Annotated in this window: 20 protein-coding genes, 1 tRNA gene and 2 rRNA genes (1 of these 23 only partly in view); 10 read left to right on the top strand and 13 right to left on the bottom strand. The window is 65.3% G+C overall.

The genetic code is table 11. The features are described from left to right. Positions 1-197: 197 nt before the first annotated feature. The 5 genes from JL100_RS01385 (at position 198) to JL100_RS01365 (ending at position 3891) form a co-directional block, all read left to right on the top strand. The gene (locus JL100_RS01385) at positions 198-1436 is read left to right on the top strand and encodes a glycosyltransferase family 4 protein (RefSeq protein WP_202683954.1); all 1239 of its coding nucleotides are present in this window, start codon (positions 198-200) and stop codon (positions 1434-1436) included. 144 nt (positions 1437-1580) lie between these two features. After that, the gene (locus JL100_RS01380; RefSeq protein WP_202683955.1) at positions 1581-2237 is read left to right on the top strand and encodes a hypothetical protein; all 657 of its coding nucleotides are present in this window, start codon (positions 1581-1583) and stop codon (positions 2235-2237) included. 103 nt (positions 2238-2340) lie between these two features. After that, a complete protein-coding gene (locus JL100_RS01375; protein WP_192499204.1) occupies positions 2341-2517 on the top strand; it encodes a hypothetical protein in 177 nt (58 codons plus the stop codon). 125 nt (positions 2518-2642) lie between these two features. Beyond that, on the top strand, positions 2643-3101 hold the full coding sequence (msrB, locus tag JL100_RS01370) for a peptide-methionine (R)-S-oxide reductase MsrB (RefSeq protein WP_202683956.1): 459 nt from the start codon (positions 2643-2645) through the stop codon (positions 3099-3101). A gap of 112 nt (positions 3102-3213) precedes the next feature. After that, positions 3214-3891: an ATP-dependent Clp protease proteolytic subunit gene (locus JL100_RS01365; RefSeq protein ID WP_202683957.1), complete on the top strand. Its 678-nt coding sequence runs from the start codon at positions 3214-3216 to the stop codon at positions 3889-3891. On the opposite strand, the gene JL100_RS01360 is transcribed toward JL100_RS01365, so the two are convergent. The 3 genes from JL100_RS01360 to JL100_RS01350 form a co-directional block, all read right to left on the bottom strand. Continuing rightward, complete coding sequence (locus tag JL100_RS01360; protein WP_228421018.1) at positions 3863-5149, bottom strand: EAL domain-containing protein; 1287 nt, start codon at positions 5147-5149, stop codon at positions 3863-3865. The two genes, JL100_RS01365 and JL100_RS01360, sit on opposite strands and share 29 nt — an antisense overlap. A gap of 206 nt (positions 5150-5355) precedes the next feature. Further along, entirely contained in the window at positions 5356-6288 is a 933-nt protein-coding gene (locus JL100_RS01355) for a glycosyltransferase family 9 protein (RefSeq protein ID WP_202683958.1), read from the bottom strand. A gap of 143 nt (positions 6289-6431) precedes the next feature. After that, positions 6432-6887 (bottom strand): MmcB family DNA repair protein, encoded by a 456-nt coding sequence (locus tag JL100_RS01350; RefSeq protein ID WP_228421017.1) that lies wholly within the window; start codon positions 6885-6887, stop codon positions 6432-6434. A 630-nt stretch (positions 6888-7517) separates the two neighbouring features. On the opposite strand from JL100_RS01350, the gene JL100_RS01345 reads away from it, so the two are divergent. Continuing rightward, the gene (locus tag JL100_RS01345) at positions 7518-9257 is read left to right on the top strand and encodes a hybrid sensor histidine kinase/response regulator (RefSeq protein ID WP_202683960.1); all 1740 of its coding nucleotides are present in this window, start codon (positions 7518-7520) and stop codon (positions 9255-9257) included. A 79-nt stretch (positions 9258-9336) separates the two neighbouring features. On the opposite strand, the gene JL100_RS36445 is transcribed toward JL100_RS01345, so the two are convergent. From JL100_RS36445 to JL100_RS01320, 5 genes are all read right to left on the bottom strand, one after another. Next, complete coding sequence (locus JL100_RS36445; RefSeq protein WP_202683961.1) at positions 9337-9615, bottom strand: hypothetical protein; 279 nt, start codon at positions 9613-9615, stop codon at positions 9337-9339. A gap of 229 nt (positions 9616-9844) precedes the next feature. Further along, positions 9845-10486, bottom strand: a complete 642-nt coding sequence (locus tag JL100_RS01335; protein ID WP_202683962.1) for a LolA family protein — start codon at positions 10484-10486, stop codon at positions 9845-9847. 78 nt (positions 10487-10564) lie between these two features. Next, a complete protein-coding gene (locus JL100_RS01330; RefSeq protein WP_228421016.1) occupies positions 10565-13234 on the bottom strand; it encodes an FtsK/SpoIIIE family DNA translocase in 2670 nt (889 codons plus the stop codon). A gap of 49 nt (positions 13235-13283) precedes the next feature. Continuing rightward, a complete protein-coding gene (locus tag JL100_RS01325) occupies positions 13284-14510 on the bottom strand; it encodes an aminotransferase class I/II-fold pyridoxal phosphate-dependent enzyme (RefSeq protein ID WP_202683963.1) in 1227 nt (408 codons plus the stop codon). A gap of 208 nt (positions 14511-14718) precedes the next feature. Beyond that, positions 14719-15057 (bottom strand): P-II family nitrogen regulator, encoded by a 339-nt coding sequence (locus JL100_RS01320; RefSeq protein ID WP_158043445.1) that lies wholly within the window; start codon positions 15055-15057, stop codon positions 14719-14721. Positions 15058-15357: 300 nt separating this feature from the next. Between JL100_RS01320 and JL100_RS01315 the strand changes: the two genes are divergently transcribed. The 3 genes from JL100_RS01315 (at position 15358) to JL100_RS01305 (ending at position 18369) form a co-directional block, all read left to right on the top strand. Continuing rightward, on the top strand, positions 15358-16623 hold the full coding sequence (locus tag JL100_RS01315) for a UbiH/UbiF/VisC/COQ6 family ubiquinone biosynthesis hydroxylase (RefSeq protein WP_202683964.1): 1266 nt from the start codon (positions 15358-15360) through the stop codon (positions 16621-16623). A 177-nt stretch (positions 16624-16800) separates the two neighbouring features. Beyond that, positions 16801-17790, top strand: coding sequence for a flagellin (locus tag JL100_RS01310; RefSeq protein WP_202683965.1), 990 nt, complete (start codon positions 16801-16803; stop codon positions 17788-17790). 183 nt (positions 17791-17973) lie between these two features. After that, positions 17974-18369, top strand: coding sequence for a c-type cytochrome (locus tag JL100_RS01305; protein WP_228421015.1), 396 nt, complete (start codon positions 17974-17976; stop codon positions 18367-18369). Positions 18370-18441: 72 nt separating this feature from the next. Here JL100_RS01305 and JL100_RS01300 read toward each other — a convergent pair whose 3' ends face one another. Then, positions 18442-19500 carry an acyltransferase family protein gene (locus tag JL100_RS01300; RefSeq protein WP_202683966.1) on the bottom strand — a complete coding sequence of 353 codons (1059 nt, stop codon included), beginning with the start codon at positions 19498-19500 and terminating at the stop codon, positions 18442-18444. Between the two features lie 356 nt (positions 19501-19856). Here JL100_RS01300 and JL100_RS01295 point away from each other — a divergent pair, with 356 nt between their 5' ends. Continuing rightward, positions 19857-21188 (top strand): O-antigen ligase family protein, encoded by a 1332-nt coding sequence (locus tag JL100_RS01295; protein ID WP_202683967.1) that lies wholly within the window; start codon positions 19857-19859, stop codon positions 21186-21188. A 37-nt stretch (positions 21189-21225) separates the two neighbouring features. Here the strand turns inward: JL100_RS01295 and JL100_RS01290 are convergent, their stop codons facing one another. The 4 genes from JL100_RS01290 to JL100_RS01275 all read right to left on the bottom strand — a co-directional run. Further along, positions 21226-21759 carry a 6-carboxytetrahydropterin synthase gene (locus JL100_RS01290; protein WP_202683968.1) on the bottom strand — a complete coding sequence of 178 codons (534 nt, stop codon included), beginning with the start codon at positions 21757-21759 and terminating at the stop codon, positions 21226-21228. Between the two features lie 70 nt (positions 21760-21829). Then, positions 21830-21906 (bottom strand) — tRNA-Met (locus tag JL100_RS01285). Between the two features lie 74 nt (positions 21907-21980). Then, positions 21981-22095, bottom strand: a 5S ribosomal RNA gene (gene rrf / locus JL100_RS01280). A gap of 104 nt (positions 22096-22199) precedes the next feature. Continuing rightward, a 23S ribosomal RNA gene (locus tag JL100_RS01275) occupies positions 22200-24112 on the bottom strand (it continues 830 nt past the right edge of the window).

The following is a 24112-nucleotide window of genomic DNA, read 5'->3' as shown; positions in this document are numbered from 1 at the left end:
AACGCGCCTTCTACGACTCTCGAGCGGTGCATTCCCCTCCGCATCCGAATACGGGAGGGACGAGCGCTTCGAATATCAACTTGACGCTGCCTCGAAGACCCTGGCAAGGTGCTTTCGTCGAGCTCTCATACCACATACGCAACCATTCTGTTTCGTAACCCCTCCGCCTGAGCACCCCGCATTTTGAGCTCCCTCCTATGCAAGTCGCCGTGGCGAGCGGCGAGCGAATGCCGGTTTCCGAGGTCCACGATGCCATCCCGGCGGTTCGGCGGCGCGACACCATGAAGGTCATCCTCAACGTCGAATCGATCGTGCCGTCCGTCACCGGCATCGGCCGGTACACCTCCGAGATCCTGGCGGGGCTTCTGGCCCGCGGCTTCGGCGACGAGCTCCACTGCTTCTCGCATTTCCGCTGGGTAGACTCGAAGCGGGTGATGACTGCCTCCGCCGAGCAGCCCGGGGACAGCAGGATCAGGCCGTTCCTGCGCTCCCTGCCCTACGCCTACGAGATGCGCTGCATCGCCCGGAACGCGGTCTTCCGGCGAAGCGCCCGCAGGTTCAAGGGCGCCGTCTACCACGAGCCGAACTATATCCTGAAGCCCTTCGACGGCCCTTGCCTGGTCAACTGCCACGACCTGTCATACCTGCATTTCCCGGAGCACCATCCGCCCGAGCGGGTCCGCTACCTGGAGCGGAACCTGGAGAAGTCGCTGCGCCGGGCCGACCGGATCATCACCCTCAGCGACTCCATCAGGCGCGAGGTGATCGATACCTTCTCCTTCGATCCCGCCACCGTGGTCACCGTGCCGGTCGGCGTCGATGCGCGGTTCCGTCCGCACGACGGCGACGAGACCCGGGCGGTGATGGATCGTCATGGCTTGCGGCACGGTCGCTATATCCTGTCGGTCGCGACCATCGAGCCTCGCAAGAACCTGCACGGGCTGCTGCGGGCGTTCATGCGGCTGCCCCCGGACCTGCGGGCGGAATTCCCGCTGGTCCTGTGCGGCGCCACCGGCTGGCGGGAAAGCCAGGTGGAGCAGTCGCTCGCCGCGCTGGCCCAGGAGGGGGGCATCCGGCGACTCGGCTATATTCCAGAAGCGGATCTGCCGGTGCTCTATGCCGGCGCCGGCGCCTTCGCGTTTCCCTCGTTCTACGAAGGCTTCGGGCTACCTCCCCTCGAAGCGATGGCGAGCGGGACGCCCGTCCTCGCGTCGGCCACCGGCAGTATCCAGGAGGTCGTGGGCGGGGCCGGGCTGCTGGTCGATCCCCATGACGAGGATGCTATCGCCGCGGGGCTGGAGAGGATCCTGACGGACCCGGATCTCCGCCGGTCCTGCGTCGCCGCCGGGATCGAGCGCGCCAGGGGCTTCAGTTGGACGTCGTGCGTCGACCGGACGATCTCCCTGTATGAGGAGTTGCAGGCGGCGGCGTCATGACCAATCGCCGACCGCCGTTCAGCCAAAGGATAGATGCCTATTTGGGGTTGGACACCGCACGCGTTCGGACGTATCCTGAAATCGATCGCATTTTAGAGATTTGGCGTCGCTTGCCTGGGTGACGCAGGGTCCGAAGGTTCTGCCATGGTCGTCTCCGCCGTCGATACCTCCCTGATGCGCTCTGCGCCGAAGGTGACGGAACTGGTCCAGCAGATGAAGCAGAACGTCCAGAAGGCGCAGGCCCTCATCGATCAGACCAACAACTCCACCAAACCGGTTCCCAAGGTCGACCAGCTCAACAGCCAGGCCGCGGCGATCAGCCAGGGTTACCGTCAATCGATCGAGGAGGGCAAGCAGGCGACCAAGCCGATGCCCAAGACCCAGGCGCTGGTCAGCCAAGCCAGCGCCATCAGCCAAGCCTACCGCCAGTCGGTCGAGGAGGGCAAGCAGGCGACCAAGCCGATGCCCAAGACCGAAGCCCTGGTCAGCCAGGCCGGGGCGATTTCCCAAGGCTACAAGCAGGCGGTCCAGCAGGGCAACGACGCCGCGAAACCGATGCCCAAGACCGAGGCGCTCGCCTCCCAGGCCGCGGCGATCAGCCAGGGCTACCGGCAGGCGGTCGAGCAGACGAAGAACGCCATGAAGGCTCTGCCGAAGACCGAGGCCTTGACCCAGCAGACCTCGGCCGCCGTCGGCAGGATCGAGCAGCAGGCCAGGCAGAGCGCCGACGCGGCGGCCTCCGCCGGCAGCAAGGCCCGGGCCGCGGCTCCGCCGGGCGGCCAGGTGAACATGAAGGCCTGACCGGCTTGGGGGCACCCTGAAGGCCGGGTGGCGGAACATTCGGAGTTCCCAGGCGGTTTCAGGATGGTCCTCCAGCCATCCGCGCCGTCCGACAGGAACCTCCATGCCCCTGATCATCTTCCTTATTCTCGTCGTCCTGATCGCCATGTTCGGCTTCTGGGACACGCTGAGCGCCCTGCTGGGCAGCCTTCTGATGATCATCCTGTTCGCGGCCGCCGCGGCCGGCCTCGTGGTCCTGGCCGGCCTGTATGCCTGGCGCCGAATCAAGCGGCGCGCCTGAACGGATCCCCGCCGACCCGGGGGCGGCTTTTCCGGGAGACCACCGAACACCATATCAAGGTCCAGGGGCCGGATCATCGGCCCAGGAGCGATCCCTTGAATCGAAGACAGTTTTTTGGAGGCACCATGGCGATCCTTGGCGCAGGCGGACTGTTCAAGTCGCTGACCGGCGGCACGAACCAGGCATCGGCTACCCAGTTTCCGGTCCAGAAGGCGGATGCCGAGTGGCGCCAGCAGCTGACGCCGGAACAGTATCACGTCCTCCGCGAGCACGGCACCGAGCGCGCCGGAACCAGCCCGCTCAATGCGGAGAAGCGCCCCGGCACCTTCGTCTGCGCCGGCTGCGGCCAGGAACTCTTCGCCATGGACACGAAGTACGAGAGCGGCACCGGCTGGCCCAGCTTCTGGCAGCCGCTCGACGGTGCGGTGGAAACCACCGAGGACCGATCCTTCTTCATGACCCGTACGGAAGTCCATTGCAGCAACTGCGGCGGACACCTGGGCCATGTGTTCGAGGACGGGCCCAAGCCGACCGGACTACGCTATTGCATGAACGGCGTCGCCATGGGCTTCAAGCCCGCCTGACGGTTTCCCGCCGCTGCGGATGCGTCGGCATTAACCGCAATTAAACGTCCAATATGATACGAATCCAAGCGTTCTGGCCCTGTAAAAGGGGCTGCTGGCTTGGGTTCGTGTCATGCGCTTCCGGCTTGTCCTGCTCCATTGCCTGATCCTGGCCGCGCTCTCGGGCTGTGCCCGGGGACTCGTGATGGCCGATGGGGCAGGCGGACAGGCCGCCCCGGAGGGGCTTCGGGACATCGAGATTTCCGGGATCATCACCCAGGCGACCGCCGACCGGGTGCTCAACCAGTTGAACGCCATCGATGGCCCCACGGTGCGGCTGCACCTGGGCAGCCCCGGCGGCGATGTCTCGGCGGCTTTTCAGATCCATGAAAGATTGCAGGCGGGGGACTGGACGGTGACGACGAGCGTCGCCGACACCGCGCAATGCATGTCGTCCTGCACCCTGATCTTCACGGCCGGCGACCATCGGCTGGCCGGGCCGAGGTCGCGGTTCAGGTTCCATGCGCCGCTCTATGTCGGCCGGCTTCCCCTGCCCGGCCCGGTCGTGGACCTGATCGAGGGCATGACCCGGCGCGGAATCGCCAACACCTATGCCGGCGTCTCGCCCGAATTCGCCCGTCACCTGGCCGACCCTGCCATCCGGGCGCTGCATTCCCGGCGGGGGCTTGCCCTCAGCGGTGCCCAACTGGCACAGCGCGGCGACCGCTTCGTGACGGGTTTGGTCGGGACGGATCCGGTCGGGACGGGCGCCCCCGTCCCGCTCAATCGTCCATTACCCGTGCGGTACTGATCGCGTCGGATACGCTGACACCCTTGCGGATGATGTTGTCGACGATCCGTCCCTGGACCAGATGGATGCCGATCCTGTGGGCGAACAGCAGGCCGGAAACCGTGCCGCAACGGGCCAGGATGAAGCGGCAATTGTCCTGGTTGTTGATCCGTTCCTCGAGATTGTCGTACTCGTTGCGGTCCATCTCCAGCATGTCCTGTGACCAGAACACCTTGGCATAGTCGCAGGCCATGTATTCCAGGTCCATGTGGGTGACCCAGAATGGCGTCAGTCCGTCGATGCAGATCGAGTAGCCGCGGTTCCGGGCGAAATCGACCACTTCCCGGTAAAGGCTCTCGTTCTCGATCAGATCGACCTTATTGATCTCCAGCACCACGTTGCCACGCAGTTCCGCCGTGAGCCGCTCATCGAACTTCACGAACGCCGCCGACAGGACGGTCGTGAGGTTGATGTTGAGGCCGATCTTGTGCCCACGGATGAAATCGATGCCGTAATTCAGCGTCTTCAGAATGGACTGGTCGAGGTTGGAGGTGAAGTAGTTGAACAGCCATCGGTTCGCCGTGATGTCGAATTCCGGGCTTAGCCGGTCTTCCACGCTTTTGACCGCGATGTAGAGCTCGAAATATTCGCGATGGTTACTGGCCTCCGGCCGGATATCCATCACCGGTTGGTTGAGCATGAAGGGCGACAGGTCGAAGATCGCCATCTGGCGCTCGATCCGAGCCAGTTCTTCCAGAGTGACGGACGGTTTTGTCCTGGCCTTCGCGCCGTCCAGACCTCCGGTGACATCCAGCCCTTCGATGAAGCGGATCACGTTCACGAAGTTGAGCGACAGTTCCATGATCGAATAGAGGCTGTCCTCGCGGTAGGGGTTCAGCCCCATCATTTGCGTCCGCGACAGCATCAGCCGCTCGATCTTCTGGCAAATGTCGGTGATGGTCGAGAACTTGATCCCCTTGTAGAGGAAGATGATGTCTTCGTTCGACAGGTTGAAAAGCTGGAGGAAGGCCGAGTTTTCCGAGATTTCCTGCACGGCCCGGCGGATCGCCGCGATATCGCCCAGGTTCTTGTCCTTCAGCAGCGACAGGTGAAGATGGACGAGGCGCAGCCCCTGCAGCTCGCGCTTGGCCGAGTGCAGCAAGGCCAGGAGCTTGGCATCGTCGTGAGGGGGCTTCGCCGGAACGGCAGCAGGTTTCTCCCCGGGCTTGACCCGGCTCCAGTCGCGGGCAGGACGTTCCGTCTTGGCAGGATTCATCATGGCAGGAACCGCGTCGCCGCAACGTTGAAACCGAACAGGCACGCCTTCACCAAACCGGTCCTCCCTGGTGGCTTGCTCGAAAAGCCCACACTGGAAACCAATGTATTAATCCATTCGTTTTAAGACAATACCACGCAATGGATTAAAACTGTCTGTTTTCTTGCATGCGACCGCCGAAACCCGGGGGGCCGGATGGCAGGACGCCGTCAGCGCTGTTCAAGGAAGCCGTTCACGACATCTTCGACCTGCCGGACGGGCAGTGCCGTGAGATCCGGAACTTCGACGCACGTCACCCAAGGCCGGTCGATCCCTGTCAGGCGGGCCGCCATATGGCTGCCGAACAATGCGACGGTCGGACGGCCGAGGTGGGCTGCCAGATGGGTCGGTCCGCTGTCGTTGCCGATGACCAGCCGGGCACCGGCCAGGACGCCCGCGAGTTGGAAATAGTTCAGCCACTTCCCGCCGGTCAGCGTGACGCCCGGTATCGACCGGCAGAGATCCAGTTCATCGGGGCCGGGAACCGTCACCACGGTCTTGCCGCCGGAGATCAGGCGTTCCGCGAGCACGGCATAACCGGGCCAGCGCTTGTGGGGCAGCCGCGCCGAGGAGCCGGGGAGCAGGACCACGTAAGATTCCCGGACACCGGCATCCGCGAGGATGCCCGATACGTCGTCGGCGACCCAGCCCAGATCCGGGGCGAGGGTATGGCGAACCGGAACGCCGGCATCGGCCAGCTGTCCGGCCAGCCGCTGCAGGCTGGGAATGCGTTTGGGATTGACCGCCCGGTGCGGATGGCTGCAGCCCGGCGCCGTTCCCGACCAGGGGGTGCTCGGCAAGAACCAGCGGCGATAGAAGGCGGTCCGGGAAACGTTCTGCAGGTCGTAGACCATGCCGAACGGCACCGACCTTAGGCGCCGGCGCAGGTCAAGCATGCGGTCGAGTCGCCAGCGCGGGGCACGCGGGTCCAGTTCCACCCGGTCGACCCAGGGGCATCGTTCCATCAGCGCCCTGTAGGCCGGCCCGGTCAGCAGCGTTATGCGCGCATCCGGATGGTGGAGGCGGATGTCGTGCAGCGCGCCCTCGGCCTGGAAAAGGTCGCCCAGCGCGCCGAGCTTGATGATCAGGATGTCGTCGGCCATTGCAACCTGTGCCTGGAGGTCGGGGATAGGGAACCGGGCGCGCACCATAGCGAGCCCCCCGGGACGGCTCCAGGCTTGAAGTTGGCGCGGACGATCAAGCCCGCTGTCACCAAAGGTGATCAGCCCGCTGTCACCGCAGGTGATCAGCCCGCTGTCACCGCCATGGCCAGCATGGGATCCTCCAGTCGGTGGAGACGGCCGCTGGCGGCCAGCGCAACGCGCAGGACGACGGCGCGACGGCGCGCGGCATTGAGTTTGACCAGAGGAGCATCGCGGAGAATCACGGCGCCGAATCCGTCGGCGACCATCAGCCCGCATTCCGGCGGTATCAGGTCGGCCGGAAAATCGGCTCCGACCGCGAAGTAGAAGCTGTCGCAGAAGGCCTGGTATTCGGGCCATTTCTGGTCGGCCCGGAAATCCGCGATCGAACTCTTGATCTCCACGATGATCACGTCGCCGGCCTCGTTGACCGCCATGACGTCGGCTCGTCGGCCCGACGCCAGGCGAAACTCGGTCAAGCTGGAGAAACCACGCTCGGCCAGGGCCCGCCGCACGCCCCGCGACAACAGGCCGGCGATGCCGGCCCGCCCCGAAACCATTCCGTCTTCCTCGAAAACCGTTGCCTCAGCCATCGATCCGTCCATCCCGGCGCACCTGCAAAGTACGTATCATGAACAGTTGGAACCGTCCGGCCAAGCGTCAATTCGCCACTGCTTCCGGTGCCCCGATCAAGCGTTCCTGCCGGCATGATCGCCGGTCGGCCCACCACGGATGCGCTTCCTATCGTGACGATGAAAACTTGACGCAGCAAAGCTGCTAGGGGTCTCGTGACGACACTGTTCGTATGCTTTTGCGGCGGCATTGTCCCATGGCGCATCCATGGCTTCATGCTCGACAATTTTCCGGTAATACTGGTGAATGTCGTCACCTTATGCATCATAACGACGATTCCGGTATTCAAAATCCGTTATGGCTAATGCCGGTCTTTTGCTCGACGCGGCCGCGTACCGCGAAAATGCCGTGAATTCCTGTTTACGCCGCTTTGCGTTCCGGCAGGAAATGAATAGGCTCTTCCTGTCTTCAACAGGTTGAACATGTCAGACCAGAACCGAAACGCTTGCGACACCTCCGACCGCTGGCCCGACCACGACTGTGCTCCGTACGTCGATCCGACGGGCGAACCCGGGATCGTGGCCGTGGACGGACGCGGCCTGATATCGTCATGGAACATGTCCGCAGCAGCGTTGCTGGCCAATGCCGGTGCGCTGCTCGCCCTTGAGATGCCGTTCGGCCATCTGGAAAGCGAGGCCCGCAAGTCGTGCGGAGTCGCTTTCAGGCATTACTCCATGGCAGACGGAGGGCTGGTCTGCCTGTGCGATCCGTTGCGGCCCGCCGCCGGTCAGGCCCCGTCGCCGTCCGGCGGTTCCGCGGCTCCGGAGCCGGTCCACGGCCTGCTCGCCCAGGTGACGAGCTCGTTCGCATTTACCCGCAATCCGCTGCCGCTCTGGATCTTCGACCGCGAAACGCTTGCCTTCGTCGCGGTCAACGATGCCGCCGTATCTTGCTACGGCTATCCGCGCGAGCATTTCCTGGGCATGCGGATTTCCGATATACGCCCGCCGGAGGACACGCCCCGGCTGCTGGAAGCCCTGGCCGACCTGTCCGCCCCCGGCGAGTCGGGCCAGTGGCGCCACCTGCTGGCCGACGGCACGGTGATCGACGTGCTGGTCACGTCGGAAGGGTTCACGCTCGGCAGGCGCACGCTATGCATGGCCGCAGTCCAGGACATCACCGACCATTGCCGATTGGAGGAGAACCTTCTGGAGGCGCGGATCGAAGCCGAGCGGTCCAACCGGGCCCGCAGCCGCTTCTTCGCCGTGGCCAACCACGATCTTCGGCAGCCTCTCGCCGCCCTCTCGCTGTTCGTCGGCGCCCTGGAGAACCGGCTGAAGGATCCGACCAGCCGCGACATCCTGCGCGCCATGAACACCGCGCTGGCGACCATCAAGAACCTGGTGGACGCCCACCTCGACATCGCCCGGATCGATGCCGGGACCCTGCGGGTCGAACCGGTCGGCCATTCGGTCAACGGGCTGCTGACCCGCATGGCGCTGGAATTCGCCGGGCCGGCCCGCCAGAAGGGGCTGACCCTGCATGTCGCCCCCTGCTCCGCCGTGATCCGCAGCGACCGCGACCTGCTGGAACGAATCCTTCGCAACCTTCTGTCCAATGCCGTGCGTTACACCTCGTCCGGCCGCATCCTGCTGGGTTGCCGCCGCCAGGGCGGGCGGCTGCGGATCGAGGTCTGGGACACGGGGCCAGGCATCCCGGCGGACCAGCTCGACATCATCTTCGAGGAATTCTATCGCGGCAATACGCCGAGCACGTCGGAGTCGGCCGGGTTCGGCCTTGGCCTTTCCATCGTGGACCGCCTGTCGCGCCTGCTGGACCATTCCTTGAGCGTGCGGTCGCGGGAGGGCAAGGGATCCGTCTTCGCGATCACGGTGCCGATGGAAGGCGAAGCCGAGATCCGGGCCGAACCGGCCCATGCTCCGGCGCGGCCGAACGATGCCGGCCGCCCCCGCGTGCTGGTGATCGAGGACGACGTCATCGTGCTGCAGGCGCTCGAGCTTCTTCTCGACCAATGGGGCTGCGATGTCACGGCGGCGTCCGGCTATGACGAAGCCGTAGAGGGCGTAACGGCCCAGGCCGATCCGCCCGACCTGGTGATCGCCGACTTCCGCCTGTCCGGCCCGGCGAGCGGCATCGTCGCGATCCGGCAGATCGCCAAGATGCTTGGCGCGGACCTTCCCGGATTGATCATCACCGGCGATACCGACCCGCGCTGCCTGAAGGAAGCCCGGCTGAGCGGCTATCCGCTCCTGCACAAGCCGGTCTCGGCGCTTGCGCTGCGTGCCGCGGTTGCGAGCCTGCTGGGCCGGGACAGGCTGCGCGACGGAGTCGACTGAGGTCCGATGGGGAAGCCGGAACCGCGAGGAGAGCACGTCGGCCTCCTGCAGTCCCGGCTTTCCATCGGGAGACGGTCGATCAGGAATTGATCGTCAGGTTCTGGATCGACGTATTGTCGCTGACGTCGCCGCCCAGCGCACCGTAAGACGAGGAGTCGGAGGTCGCGTCGCCGCCCGATCCCATGCCGCCGGTCGCGAAACCGCCGACCATGCCACCCACGGCCATGCCGCCGCCGCCGCTTCCGGCCCCGCCGAAGGCGCCCGACGCGCTTCCCGAATGGCCGACGGCCTCGCCGCCGCCCTTGCCGCTCTGCTCGACGCCGACCGACGCGCCGCCCGGAATTCCGCTCATCGCCATGAAGATTCTCCTGTTATCCGACGTTTTCGGGGCCGGCCATGTGCCGGTTCGCTCCCCGCTGGCAGAAGCTTCACTGCAACGGTCATGCCACCAAAGGATTAGCCGTTTCGGATGAGAACGATGAGGTTTTCCGCAGCTCCCCTGCGGTGGACGCCCGGCGGCGGAATACCGGGCGTCCAGTTATTCGGACGGCGTCAAGCAAACATGGATCCCGCGGCCCGGACGGGCGTCAATCCCGCCGGGTCGAGGGCGGTTCGCGGAAGATGAACAGGTCGCTGTCGAGCTGGACGCCGACCTGGGGGTTGAGCAGGGCCACCTCGGTAGTCAGGCCCTGGGGATCGACGATGCGCCATTTGCGCAGCCGCAGCGGCGCGTCCTCGAACACCAGCGTCAGCGTGCCGGCCCCCGGCTCGCTGGTCTGCACCACGGAGACCTCGATGACGTTGGCCTCCCGCACGAAATCGGTGACCGTGATGTCGCCGCTCAGGCGCAGCTTGTCGCGCAGGATGATGTCGGCCATGGTGGAGCCGATCGGGGCGCTGCTCTGCTGCTTCAGTTCATCGTCCCAATAGAAGACGAACCACCCGTCGGCCACGATGAAGTCCCGGATCGGCGGTTCGTACTCCAGACGCATCTTGTTGGGCCGCGACAGCCAGAGTGTGCCCCTGACCAGCGAACCGTCGCCGCCGGCCTGGACGAAGTCGGACTTCAACGTCCTGACGCCGTCGAGATACTGCTCGATCCGGGCGATGTCTTCCTTCTGCGCCTGGGTGAGGCTGGCCGCCGGCGCGGCATGGAGGATCGAGGGGGCTGCCAGCGGCGCGAGGGCGAGGCCGGCGGCAATCACGAGGGGGCGTAGCAAGGCTTTCATGCTCCAAGATATGCTCATCCGCCGGGGCCGAAAAAGGGCGGCATAGGGGCTTTTTCGCAATCGCCCGCGTTGCCCGCCCTATTCCTCCGCCTCGTCGGAGCGACCGAGCACCTCGCGCTTGCCGACATGGTTGGCCTGGCTGACGACGCCCTCCTGCTCCATGCGCTCGACCAGCCGGGCCGCCTTGTTGTAGCCGATCTGAAGATGGCGCTGGACGAAGCTGGTGGAGCATTTGCGCTCGCGCAGCACCAGCGCCACCGCCTTGTCGTAGAGCTCGTCGCCCGATCCGGGCCGCCCGCCCGCGTCGTCGTCGAAGCCGCCGCCGGAGAGTTCCTCCTCGTCCTCGGTGATCGATTCCATGTAGTTGGGCTCGCCCTGGCTTCGCAGGAAGCTGACCACATGCTCGACCTCGTCGTCGCGCACGAAAGGTCCATGGACTCGGGTGATGCGGCCGCCGCCGGCCATGTAGAGCATGTCGCCCTGACCGAGCAGCTGCTCGGCGCCCTGCTCGCCCAGGATGGTGCGGCTGTCGATCTTGCTGGTGACCTGGAAGCTGATCCGGGTCGGGAAGTTGGCCTTGATCGTGCCGGTGATCACGTCGACCGAGGGCCGCTGGGTCGCCATGATCAGGTGGATGCCGGCGGCGCGCGCCATCTGCGCCAGGCGCTGGATCGCCGCCTCGATGTCCTTGCCGGCCACCAGCATCAGGTCGGCCATCTCGTCCACCACCACCACGATGTAGGGCAGTTCGGTCAGGTCGATCGGCTGGTCCTCGAAGATCGGCTTGCCGGTGTCGGGATCGAACCCGGTCTGCACCCGGCGGGTCAGCACCTCGTTGTTCTTCTTGGCCTCGCGAAGCCGGGCGTTGTAGCCCTCGATGTTGCGCACGCCGAGCTTGGACATGGAGCGGTAGCGGCTCTCCATCTCGCGCACGGTCCATTTCAGGGCCACGACAGCTTTCTTCGGGTCGGTGACCACCGGCGTCAGCAGGTGCGGGATGCCCTCGTAGATCGACAGCTCCAGCATCTTGGGGTCGATCATGATGAAGCGGCACTTGTCCGGCGGCAGGCGGTAGAGCAGCGACAGGATCATGGTGTTGATCGCGACCGACTTGCCCGACCCGGTCGTGCCGGCCACCAGCAGGTGCGGGAAGCGAGCGAGGTCGGCGATCACCGGCTGGCCGCCGATGTCCTTGCCGAGCACCAGGGCCAGCTTGGCGGCGGACCGCTCGTAGCTTTCCGCCGCCAGCAGCTCGCGCAGCAGCACCATCTCCCGCCGGGCGTTGGGCAGCTCGATGCCGATCACGTTGCGGCCCGGGACCACGGCGACCCGGACCGACACGGCGCTCATCGACCGGGCGATGTCGTCGGCCAGCCCGATGACCCGGGACGACTTGGTGCCGGGCGCCGGCTCAAGCTCGTACAGGGTGACCACCGGACCGGGATGGACCTTCTGGATCTCGCCGCGGACGCCGAAATCGCCCAGGACGCCTTCCAGCATCACGGCGTTCTGCCGCAGGGCGTCGTCGTCCAGGGTGCTCGGCTTGGCCGAGGGGTCGGGCTCCTGGAGCAGATCCAGGGGCGGCAGCTCGTAGTCGGTTTCCGGCAACAGCTCCAGCATCGGCTCGCGCTGGCCGGACGCCTTGCCGGCCGCGGGCTTGGGACCGGACGGGGGCTTGACCACGGAAACCGGCCTGGGCGGCTTCGGAGCGGCCTCGGCATCCTCTTCCCCCGGATCGCCGGCGGTTTCCGGATCGTCCGCTTCCACGTCGTTCAGGCGCGGCGGCTTGCGGACCCCGCGCGCGGGCCTGGGCCGCGGCGGCGGAGCGCCGGCCTCCGCCTCGTCCTCCTCATGCGGCCGGCCGAAGCCGAACAGCGCCGCCACTCCCGACAAGCCGTCCGGGCGCGGGCGGTTGCGCAGCAGGCCGGAGGCGTCGCGCGCCGCCTGTCCGGCCATGCCGCCGGCCTCCCGGGCGCCGCGCCCGGCGGCGCCGACGGCCCAGCCCACGCTGCGGGCGCCGTCGCGCCAGTCGCGCAGCGAGAGGCCGAGGGCGACGATGACCGAGACGACCGAGACGCCGCCCGAGATCGTCGCGAGCAGGGGCCGGTCCAATCCCTCGATCAGCCCGCCGGTCAGCCTGGAAAGCGCCGTCAGCAGCACATCCCCGGCGGTGCCGCCGAGATGGCCATGGGTGAGCTGCCATCCGGGAAACGCCGGGACCTGGGCGAAGAAGATCGAGGCCGTCAGCACGCCGACGATCGTCATCAGGCCCCGCAGCACGATACGGCTCAGCCCCCGGTGGCTCATGATCCGGAGCCCCCACGCCATGACGATGGCACCCAGAAGATACGACGCCATGCCCAGCCACTGCATCAGCAGATCGGCGGCATAGGCGCCGGGCAGACCGAGCACGTTGCCGATCTTCGGGTTGGCCTCCGGGTTGACGGCGGTGTTCCAGGAAGGATCGCCCCGGTCGTAGGTCAGCAGCACCAGGACGAGCAGCAGCCCGATCGAGGTCAGGGTCAGGCCGACGCCCTCGACCGCCCGCTGCCGGATGAAGTCCCGGGCCGCCGGAGGCAGCAGCGGCGCCTTGCCGGCGCGGCCGCCGCCAGCCCGGCTGCCGGACGTCCCGGCGGCGGTCCGTCCGGTGCCGGCCCTGCCGGCGGAACCGCGGCCAGCGGTGGACCGCCCACCGGAAACGCCGCCGGACGGGGCGGCGGAACTTGATGCGGCGGTACGGGACGCCATGGGTACCTTGCTCTTCCTTGGTGCTGCGCGGGGTCTTGCGGGGTCAGGTTTAGAGGATTTTGGCGATTCGTGTACAGGCTTCCGCGACCGTGGCGGCATCATGGACCAATGCTATACGAATAAAGGAGGAGCCGCGGTTGACACCGTCGGCATCGGGGCGGGTGAGATAGGCGCCGGGGAGTACCTTGATGCCTCCCTCCCGCCACAGGGTGGCGGTGGCGGCCTCGCCGTCGCCCACGTCGAGCCACAGGAAGAAGCCGCCGGCCGGCCGGTAGAAGCCGAATCGCCCGTCCAGGGCGGACTCGGCGGCGTCGAACTTCGCGCGGTAGAGGGTCCGGTTCTCGACCACGTGGGCATCGTCGTCCCACAGCGCCGCCGCAGCCGCGAGGGCCGGCAGCGGGGTGCCGGCGATCGAGTAGCTGCGCAGGCGGGAGAACAGGGCGATCAGGTCGGGATCGCCCGCCACGAACCCGGACCGCAGGCCCGCGGCGTTCGACCGCTTGGACAGGGAGTGGAAGACCAGCAGGTTGGCAAGCCCGCCGCCGGACGCTTCCCCCCGCGACTCCAGGGCCGCCGCCACTTCCAGCACGCCGGTCGGCGCCTCGGCGTCGTAGATCTCGGCATAGCATTCGTCGACCGCCAGGATGAAACCGTGGCGGCGGGCCAGACCGATCGCGCGCGTCAGGTAGGCCCGGTCGGCGACGGCGCCCTGGGGATTGGACGGCGTGCACAGATAGAACAGCGCCGTGCGGTCCAGCAGTTCGGGCGACAGCGCGTCCAGGTCGGGCAGGAAGCCGGTCTCGCGGGTCGTGGTGAGGAACACCGCCTCGGCCCCGGCCATGACGGCCGCCCCCTCATAGGCCGCGTAGAACGGGTTTGGCAGCAGCACGGCCGGCGTCCGGCCGGCCTTCGACTCGGGCACGGCGAGCAGGGCCGCCAGGAACAGCGCCTCGCGCGTGCCGGCGACCGGCAGCACCATGCGGTCCGGCTCGACCATGCCGGCGGGGAGACCATAGCGCCGGTCGAGCCAGCGGGCGGCCGCCGCGCGGAATTCCGGCGTGCCGGCGACGGGAGGGTACTTGCCCCAGAGATGCGCCTGGGTGCGCAGCACCTCGTCGATCAGGGCGGGCGGCGCGTGCTGCGGCTCCCCGACCGACATGATGACGGGCTCCGCGTTGGTGCGCGGCGTGATGCCAGCCAGCAGCGAAGCCAGCCGGGTGAAGGGATAGTCGCTCAACCGGCCGAGCCGATCGTTCACGAGCGGAGAAGACAGCATGCCGGTCGATCCCGGAGGTTCGTACAAAACGTAAACGAGTGTAGCGGCGGCATGCCGCGCGTACAAGCGGGGGGCTTGCATAAAGAAGGCCCGGCGGAACTGCCATTCCGCCGGGCCACCCCACTCCGATCCGCGCCGTTCCCATTTGCCGGTGAGCCACCGGCGGGAAACCGACGGCGGGACGGTCGCCCTCTTTACGGCCGCCCTCTTAGAGCGCCTCTCCGTTGGTTTCGCCGGTGCGGATGCGCACCGCCTGGGCGATCTCGAGGACGAAGATCTTCCCGTCGCCGATCCGGCCGGTATTGGCGGCCTTCTGGATCGCTTCGACGACCTGCTCGGCCAGTTCGTCGGTGACCGCGACCTCCACCTTCACCTTGGGCAGGAAGCTTACCGAATACTCGGCGCCGCGATAGATCTCGGTCTGCCCCTTCTGCCGGCCGAATCCCTTGACCTCGCTGACCGTCAGTCCCTGGATGCCCAGCGACGTCAAGGACTCGCGCACTTCGTCCAGCTTGAAAGGTTTGATGATCGCAACTATCAGTTTCATGAACCGTTTTCCCTTGTTCTTATCGCCGAACGAAGCCCGTCCGCTGGTCCCCCGCGCAGCTCCCCGCCGGGCAGCCTTCCGGTGGTCCGCTTGCGACCCCACTGGACTGCAGGGTTTTCAAGAAGCATGCCGGGTGAAGATCTGCCGGGAAAGTCGCACGGCGGCAGCCCTTTGCCTATGGCTTTCGGAGTGGTTGCCCGAATCATGGGCGAGGTGCGCCCGTTTTTTGAGCATTCATGAGCCGGCTGCGCCATAAAGACACGCTGGACATCCGGTTCGGGCAGGACGATTTTCAAGGACATGACGATATCAGATCCCGTACGGCCCGTGACGGCCGCACAAAGCACCGACTCCGCCGACCTGACGACGGAGGTGGTGATCGTGGGCGGCGGCTTGGCCGGCCTGACCCTGGCGGCGGCCCTGGCGACCGCCGGCGTGCCGGTGGTATGCCTGGACCGCGATACTCCGCCCACCCAGATGGAGACGGACTTCGACGGCCGGACGACCGCGCTGGCCTTCTGCTCCAAGCAGGTGCTGGACGGCGCCGGGGTCTGGCGCCACATGGCCGACGACGCCGAGCCGATCCTGGATATCCGGGTGGTCGACCAGGAGTCGCCCCTGTTCCTCCACTATGACCACCAGGACGTCGGCATCGGCCCGTTCGGCTGGATCGCGGACAACATCGTCATCCGCCGCGCCTTGTTCGCCCGCATCGCCGAACTGCCGGGCCTGCGTCACATCGCCCCGGCCGCCGTCACCCGGATCGAGCGCGACGCCCGCGCCGCGAAGGTCGTCCTGGCAGACGGACGGACCGTGACGGCGAAGCTGGTGATCGGCGCCGACGGCAGGAATTCGCTCTGCCGCCGGTCGGCCGGCATCGGCGTGACCACCTGGAACTATGACCAGAGTGCCATGATCTGCAACATCGCCCACGACCTGCCCCATGGCGGCGTCGCGGTCGAGAAGTTCCTGCCCGGCGGCCCCTTCGCGATCCTGCCGCTGACCCGCAACCGCTCGTCGATCGTCTGGAGCGAGCGCAAGTCCCTGGTGCCGGCCTACATGGGCCTGTCGGACGAGGCCTTCACCGCCGAGCTCCAGCGGCGGGTCGGCACCTGGCTGGGGCCGGTGCGGGTGGTGACCAAACGGTCGGCGTGGCCGCTGTCGGTGCTCCACGCCGAGCGCTACGTCGCGCAGCGCCTGGCGCTGGCCGGCGAGGCCGCGCACGCGATGCACCCGATCGCGGGCCAGGGGTTGAACATGGGCCTGCGCGACGTGGCGGCGCTGGCCGAGGTGATCGTCGACACCTACCGGCTCGGACTGGATGTCGGCGGGATGGAACCGCTGGCGCGCTATCAGCGCTGGCGCCGGTTCGACAACCTGACGCTGATCACCGTGACCGATCTGCTGACGCGCCTCTTCTCCAACGATTTCGGGCCGCTGAAGCTGGCGCGCGATATCGGCATGGCGGCGGTCAACCGGATGCCCCCGCTGAAGAAATTCTTCATGCGGCACGCCATGGGGATGGTCGGCGAGCTTCCCCGCATGATCCGGGGAGAGCCCCTGTAGGGTCCTCCCCGGCGGCGTCGCGGCCCGGGTGCGGCAACGGAAGAAGCCTCTCTTTTTACGAACATTTAAGCCTTGGGGGGCAAAAATTGCCTGGGGCAAGAATTGCCCGCAGGAGAATCCTGCCCGTGGGAAACTTCTTCCGACCGGCGGTCAGTAGAGAAGCTCGGAGGCTTCGCCATGTCCCTCTCGATCCATACCAATGCCGTCCAGATGTCGGCCTTGCGATCGCTCAGCATGGCGGCGGAATACACCAAGGCGGCCGAGGCGCGGCTGGCGACCGGCAGGAACATCGTCGACGCTTACACCGACGGCGCGGCCTTCGCCGTGTCCATCCGGATCGACACCAACGTCAAGGCGATCAACGCGGTGAACGAGCGGCTGAACGCCACGAAGGACTCGATCTACCGCACGACCGAGGGCGTTTCGGTGATGTCGTCCCTGACCGCGCAGGTACGGAAGACGCTGGTCAAGCTGGCCGACACCTCGCTGGTCGGCGTCGAGCGGGAGAACTACGAGGTCCGCTACAAGCGTTACGCCGCGGAGATCCTGGACCACTACAACGGCCTGATGAAGGACGGCACGTCGCTGGTGTCGGACGGGGAGTTCTACAACAGCATCTATACCGCCCCTCACAAGGTGGTCAGCAATGTGGATGGCCGGCAGACGACGATCGGCGACTGGGACCCGACCGGCGGCAGCCTGACCCTTTCCGGCTTCACCGATCCGGACGGTACCGCGGGAGCCCGCAACAAGGAGGACATCGCCCAGGCCTGGCGGCAGGTCTTCCTCGACACCGGCCAGGACCTCGTGCAGAACGGCCAGGGTTTTCCGTCCGAGCAGCAGGTCATCCCGACGCCCGACGCGGCCCGGGCCGCCGCCATGATCGACGACAGCGGCAGCAGCCCGTACCGGCTGTCCCAGCTCGAGGATTCGCTGAGCCGGGTGATGAACGGCCTGTTCAAGGACCTGCGCAGCGTCGAGAACTACATCAGCTTCAACAACGACATCGCCGCCGCCTCGGAAGGCGGGCTGGGGGCCATCCAGGACGCCGACATGACGAAGGAGAGCGCCCGCTTCCAGGCGTTCAAGGTCCGCCAGGAGATGGCGCGGCAGGGTCTGGCGATCGTCCAGGCCAGCAACAGGGCGGTCCTGAGCCTGCTGGTCTGAGCCGCCGGAGATTTGTCCGGCGGCACGGTCCGGTGGCAGGACCCGGCGACGCGGTCCGGAAATTCGCCCCAATTCCACGGCAACAACAAGGGTGCCCAAAACGTTGGCACGGGGTTCACCCTGACCATGTCAGCCGCCTGGAGCGGCTGAGCCTGGACACGTTGTTGCTGAGGAGACGTCGTAATGAGGAAGTTGCTCGCCGCCTGTTCCGGTTGCCTGATGGTGGCCGCCGTATCCACGGCCATGCTGTCTGCCGGACCCGCCCGGGCGCAGGATGCGGAAGCCGGCAAGAAGGTCTTCAACCAATGCCGCGCATGCCATGTGGTCGATAAGGAAACCAACCGCGTCGGACCTCATCTGGTCGGCCTGATCGGTCGCAAGGCCGGGTCGGTCGAGGGCTTCAAGTACTCCGAAGCCATCCAGAACGCCGACGTCACCTGGGATGAGGAAAGCCTGTCCAAGTACCTGAAGGACCCGAAGGGCTTCCTTCCGGGGAACAAGATGGCCTTCGCCGGCGTCCGCAAGGACGACGACCTCAACAACCTGATCGCCTACCTCAAGGAAGAAACCGCCAAGTGACAGCACATCGACCCGGCCACGTGCCGGGTCGAAACCTTGCCGGGTCGAAGCCTTGCCGGCTTGGCGCGATGCCTAAGGGCGGGCGGAAGTGTCGGCGAGCCGGCGGTCGGACGGTTCGGAGGACTCGCGGCGAGCCGGCGGATCGTCGGATCGGAAATGGATGGAGAACCAGGCGGGCTTTCGGAACAGCCAGGGGAACCCGATCCGGTCGCACAGTTTCGCCAGGATGATCGGCATGATGATGCCGCCCAGCGTCGAACCGATCACCAGAAGCGCCGGGCTGCCGAGGCCCAGCTTGGACAGCACGACGCGGGATCCGGCCGTGGCGATGGTATGGGAAACGAAGATCGGCAAGGAATAGCTGCCGGCGTAGAGGAACAGTCCATCCAGCTTCCGTTCCGACAGCACGACGCACAGCGCGATCATGGCGAAGATGGCGAACATGACGACCGCCAGCCGGACGATCTGGACATGCCGGAGTTCGGCATAGATCAGGGCGAAGGTCACCGCTATGAACAGCGGCACCAGCACCATCGCGTGCGTCGACGTGATCTGCCGGGCGCGGTCCAGGATCATCTGCGAGCCGTAATAGCCCATCAGGAAGAAGACATAGTTGCTGGTGAAGCGGTCCACCACGTAGACCCCGCTGTTCACATGCGCCACCGCCAGACCGCCGGCAAGGGCCAGGACGATGAAGAAGGGAACCGGGCGCAGGAGTCGCGTCACGACGAAGAAGGCCAGCAGGACATAGACGAACCACAGCACGTTGATCGGCTTGTAGGCGATCAGCAGGATCGCATACGGATCGATGCTCTGGTTGCCGATGCCTCCGGTGAGCAACCGGAACACATACTGGATCACGCACCAGACCAGATACACATAGACGAAGTGCAAGACCGTCCGGTTGACGAACTGGTCCAGGGGGCGGGCGATGCTGCGGAAAGCGAAGATGCCTGAAACGAAGAAGAACAAAGGCATCCTGAAGAGGCTGAAAAACTCATTGTTGTAGAAGAAGAAAGTCGGGTCCATCCCGACAGCCGCATCGACGCCGAACATGGCATGGCCATAGACCACCAGGCAAATCGTCATGCCTTTGGCGCATTGCACCCACGCGACCTTGTCGTCACCCATAGGATTTCTCAAATCTTGCAATTAGGCCCCTGGAAGAGACTGGACTGTGGCATGTCCGATGTCACTTCGCACGGTGGTTTGCGGGGTGCCACCAACGTTCCCTTGGGTGACCATCAGATAGCCCTCAGATAGATCGAAACCCCGGATCCGGTCGGCCTCGCGCAATAATGGCGGAAAAATGAAGCTGCTCCTGCGGTGCAACACAAGCTGACAGGAACTTGGGCATTCGGCTTACCCGGATGATCGCTGCCGCCACGGCCGGCCTTTCGCTATTATCCCGGGGATGAGTACTGGCGGTTTTCGATGCTTCAGGGCGGCTTGTACCAGGGAAGCATCGATCGACTGAATGGCATTGCATGACCGATTTCCAATTCTACCTGATGCGCAACCTGGAGCGGGTCTTCTGCATCCTGGCGCTCATGGTCCTGGCAGGGGCGCTGGCCCCGTACCTGTTCGCGTTCCGGTCCGGCATCGAAATGAACCGCGACTTCGCGGACGAGGTCGATTCCGGCAACATCAAGTTCCAGGCCGCGACGCTGACGATCTATTCGATCGGACTGCTGTATATCCTCTCCGAGCGCGTACGGCTGCCGAAGCTGCTGATCGGGAACTGGGCTCTCCTGGCGCTGACCGGGTTCGCCCTGTTTTCGGCCCTGTGGTCCTATTATCCCGACGCGACTTTCCGCCGGGCCGTCGCCCTGACGCTGACGACCACCTTCGCCTTTTATCTGGTCCTGCGCTACACGCCCCGCGAGCTGCTGGAACTGGTCGGGTGGGCGCTGATGCTGGGAGCGGCGCTGTCGCTGATCCTGGTGATCCTGTATCCCACCTCGACCATTCACCAGGGTCCGCCGCTGGGGGGAAGCTGGCTCGGGTCCTTCGGCCACAAGAACAGGCTGGGCCGCATGATGGCGCTGGGCGTCATCATCTTCAGCCTGCTGATGATGGAGCGGGGCGGCAAGCAGCGCTGGTTCACCTGGGCGGGGCTGGGGTTGTGTACCTTCATGCTGGCCATGTCGCAGTCCCGGACGGCCTGGATCACGACCGTCGTGCTGCTGCTGCTGATCTACGTGCTGCGTTTCCTGCGCGGCGCCCGGCTGCCCATGTCGCTGCGCGTCGGGTCGCTGATGATCCTCGGCTTCGCGATGGTCATGGCGGTCACGCAGTTCCTCGTGGTGGGCCTGGAGGCGGTCGGCCGCGATCTGACCTTCACCGGACGCACCACCATCTGGACCCACGCGATCACCGCCGGCATGAACCACTCGATGCTGGGAGCGGGATACCGGGCCTTCTGGACACCTGAGGGTGCGAGCTACGTGTACGCTCGCATCTGGGCGACGATCGGCAACGGCCACAACGGTTATCTGGACGTCTGGCTGGAATTGGGCTTCATCGGCTTCGGGCTGTTCCTGGTGGTGTTCTTGACCGGCTTCAAGCGGGCCTATTCCCGCTTGATCGGGAGCGACGACATCGCGGGCCTGTTCTATATGCTGCTGATGATCTACACGCTGATTTACAGCATGACGGAGAAGTTCCTGCTGGAGCAGAGCGAGCTGACCTGGACGCTGATCATGGTCACCCTGCTCTATCTCACTCCCCGCCGGGCAGCGGCGACGGAACGGCGGAACGCGCCGATGCCATCCGGCACGAGGCGCCCACTGCAGGGCTATCCCGCACCGGGCGAATAGGCACGCGCGGTCGGCGTACGCGACGTACAGTACGGGGTCAGTCCGCCCTGTACGTCGCGTAGCAGTTGGGGGTTTCCCAGACGGTCATCCGATCCAGCACCGCCAAGCCATCGCTCCGCGCGATGACTGCGGGCGCCAAGCGTTCGGACCAGTGCCTGGCGAGCCATTCCGCCGTAGGCGGATAAGGGATCACATAGAGTTTCTGGCCGAGCGCGGTATCGGCCGTCTGCACGTATCCCTGGTCGCGGACTTGGGCCGCGAGATGGTCGAGCCAGTCGGCGGGTCGGCTGCCGGGCGGCGCGAACATCGACAGGATCTGGTGATCCGCGAAGTCGAGGATCAGTCCGTGGTCGCAGGGAGCGTCGATATGGACCATCATTTCCTCCTTGAGGAAACCGAAGTCCAGGACCATCCCTGCCTGTTCGCCGTCGGCCCGCAGATCGCCCGAGGCAGTCCTGCAACAAGCCTCGATCAGGTAACGATGACCGTGGAGGTGACGGCATTTGGAGCCGTGGCTGGCGATCCGATGGCCGGCGTCGATGCCGATCTGCCGCGTGACCGTGAAACCCATCGGGGCGGTACTCCGTGATTGCGAACAGCGAAAAGCCCGGATCGTAAGATCCGGGCTTTTCGCTGGGACTTGGTTGCGGGGGCAGGATTTGAACCTGCGACCTTCAGGTTATGAGCCTGACGAGCTACCGGGCTGCTCCACCCCGCGTCAGGGTGCGGGACATGTGATGGGAGAATTCGTGACGGTTTCTACTGCCTTGGAGGCATACGGGCGGTTGGTGAACCTGGCGGCGACCTACTCTCCCACGTCTTGAGACGCAGTACCATTGGCGCGGAGGGTTTTCACGGCCGAGTTCGGGATGGGATCGGGTGCGGGCCCCTCGCTATGACCACCAGGTCGACCAAGCGCCCGGGTGCCTTGAGGCGGGTGATGAGGATGCGATGCGTCTTCGACGGATGCTTTGTTCTGCGGGCTTGCTGCTGCGCATGACGCGCCGCGTTGGGATCAAGCCGATCGAGCGATTAGTAAGGCTTAGCTTCACGCGTTGCCGCGCTTCCACACGCCTCCTATCGACGGGATGGTCTATCCCGGCTCTCGGGGAGTGCTTGTTTTGAGGGGGGTTTCCCGCTTAGATGCTTTCAGCGGTTATCCCGTCCGCACTTAGCTACCCGGCGATGCGGCTGGCGCCACAACCGGTACACCAGAGGTGCGTCCATCCCGGTCCTCTCGTACTAGGGACAGCGCCTCTCAGCACTCCGACACCCACGGCAGATAGGGACCGAACTGTCTCACGACGTTCTAAACCCAGCTCACGTACCACTTTAATCGGCGAACAGCCGAACCCTTGGGACCTGCTCCAGCCCCAGGATGTGATGAGCCGACATCGAGGTGCCAAACCTCCCCGTCGATGTGGACTCTTGGGGGAGATCAGCCTGTTATCCCCGGCGTACCTTTTATCCGTTGAGCGATGGCCCTTCCACGCGGGACCACCGGATCACTATGGCCGACTTTCGTCTCTGCTCGACTTGTCGGTCTCGCAGTCAGGCTGGCTTATGCCATTGCACTCGTCGAGCGATTTCCGACCGCTCTGAGCCAACCTTCGCGCGCCTCCGTTACTCTTTGGGAGGCGACCGCCCCAGTCAAACTCCCCGCCATGCAGGGTCCCGGCTCCCGGTTCAGGGAGCGCGGTTAGATGCCAGAGATCCCAAGGGTGGTATTTCAAGGATGGCTCCACCGGAGCTGGCGCCCTGGCTTCAAAGCCTCCCACCTATCCTACACATGGGAACCCTGGCACCACTGCAAAGCTGGAGTAAAGGTGCACGGGGTCTTTCCGTCTGACCGCGGGTACTCCGCATCTTCACGGAGAATTCAATTTCGCTGAGTTGGTGTTGGAGACAGCGGGGAAGTCGTTACGCCATTCGTGCAGGTCGGAACTTACCCGACAAGGAATTTCGCTACCTTAGGACCGTTATAGTTACGGCCGCCGTTTACCGGGGCTTCAGTTCGGAGCTTGCACCCCTCCCTTTAACCTTCCGGCACCGGGCAGGCGTCAGACCCTATACGTCGTCATGCGAGACTTCGCAGAGCCCTGTGTTTTTAGTAAACAGTCGCCACCCCCTGGTCTGTGCCCCCCGCCCCTGCTTGCGCAGGAACGGGGCCCTCTTCTCCCGAAGTTACGAGGGTAATTTGCCGAGTTCCTTCAACACCATTCTCTCAAGCGCCTGGGTATACTCTACCTGTCCACCTGTGTCGGTTTCGGGTACGGTCTTGTCGGCAGGGCTGTTTCCAGGAACCCCTCCAGCGCACGGCCAATCCGATAAGGCCGTACGCACTTCGGGATTCGTCACCTCTGCCAGGCCCTGGAATATTAACCAGGTTCCCATCGACTACGCCTTTCGGCCTCGCCTTAGGGGCCGGCTCACCCTGCGCGGATTAACCGTGCGCAGGAACCCTTGGACTTCCGGCGAGAGTGTTTCTCACACTCTTTGTCGCTACTCATGTCAGCATTCTCACTTGCCATACCTCCAGGCAACCTCACGGGTGCCCTTCATCGGCCTAGGCAACGCTCCGCTACCGCGCACTTGCGTGCACCCGCAGCTTCGGTGGGTGGCTTGAGCCCCGGTACATTTTCGGCGCAGGCCGGCTTGTCTAGACCAGTGAGCTATTACGCTTTCTTTAAAGGATGGCTGCTTCTAAGCCAACCTCCTGGTTGTCATGGCCTTCCCACATCCTTTCCCACTTAGCCACCACTTGGGGACCTTAGCTGGCGGTCTGGGCTGTTTCCCTCTTGACGATCGACCTTAGCACCGACCGTCTGTCTGCCGGACTGTGCTCCACGGTATTCGGAGTTTGGTTAGGTTTGGTAAGCGGTGAGGCCCCCTAGCCCATCCAGTGCTCTACCCCCGTGGGCAAT

The sequence above is a fragment of the Skermanella mucosa genome (genome assembly GCF_016765655.2).
In the GTDB taxonomy this organism is placed as follows: Bacteria; Pseudomonadota; Alphaproteobacteria; order Azospirillales; family Azospirillaceae; genus Skermanella; species Skermanella mucosa.
This window is presented reverse-complemented; position numbering and strand designations above follow the sequence as displayed.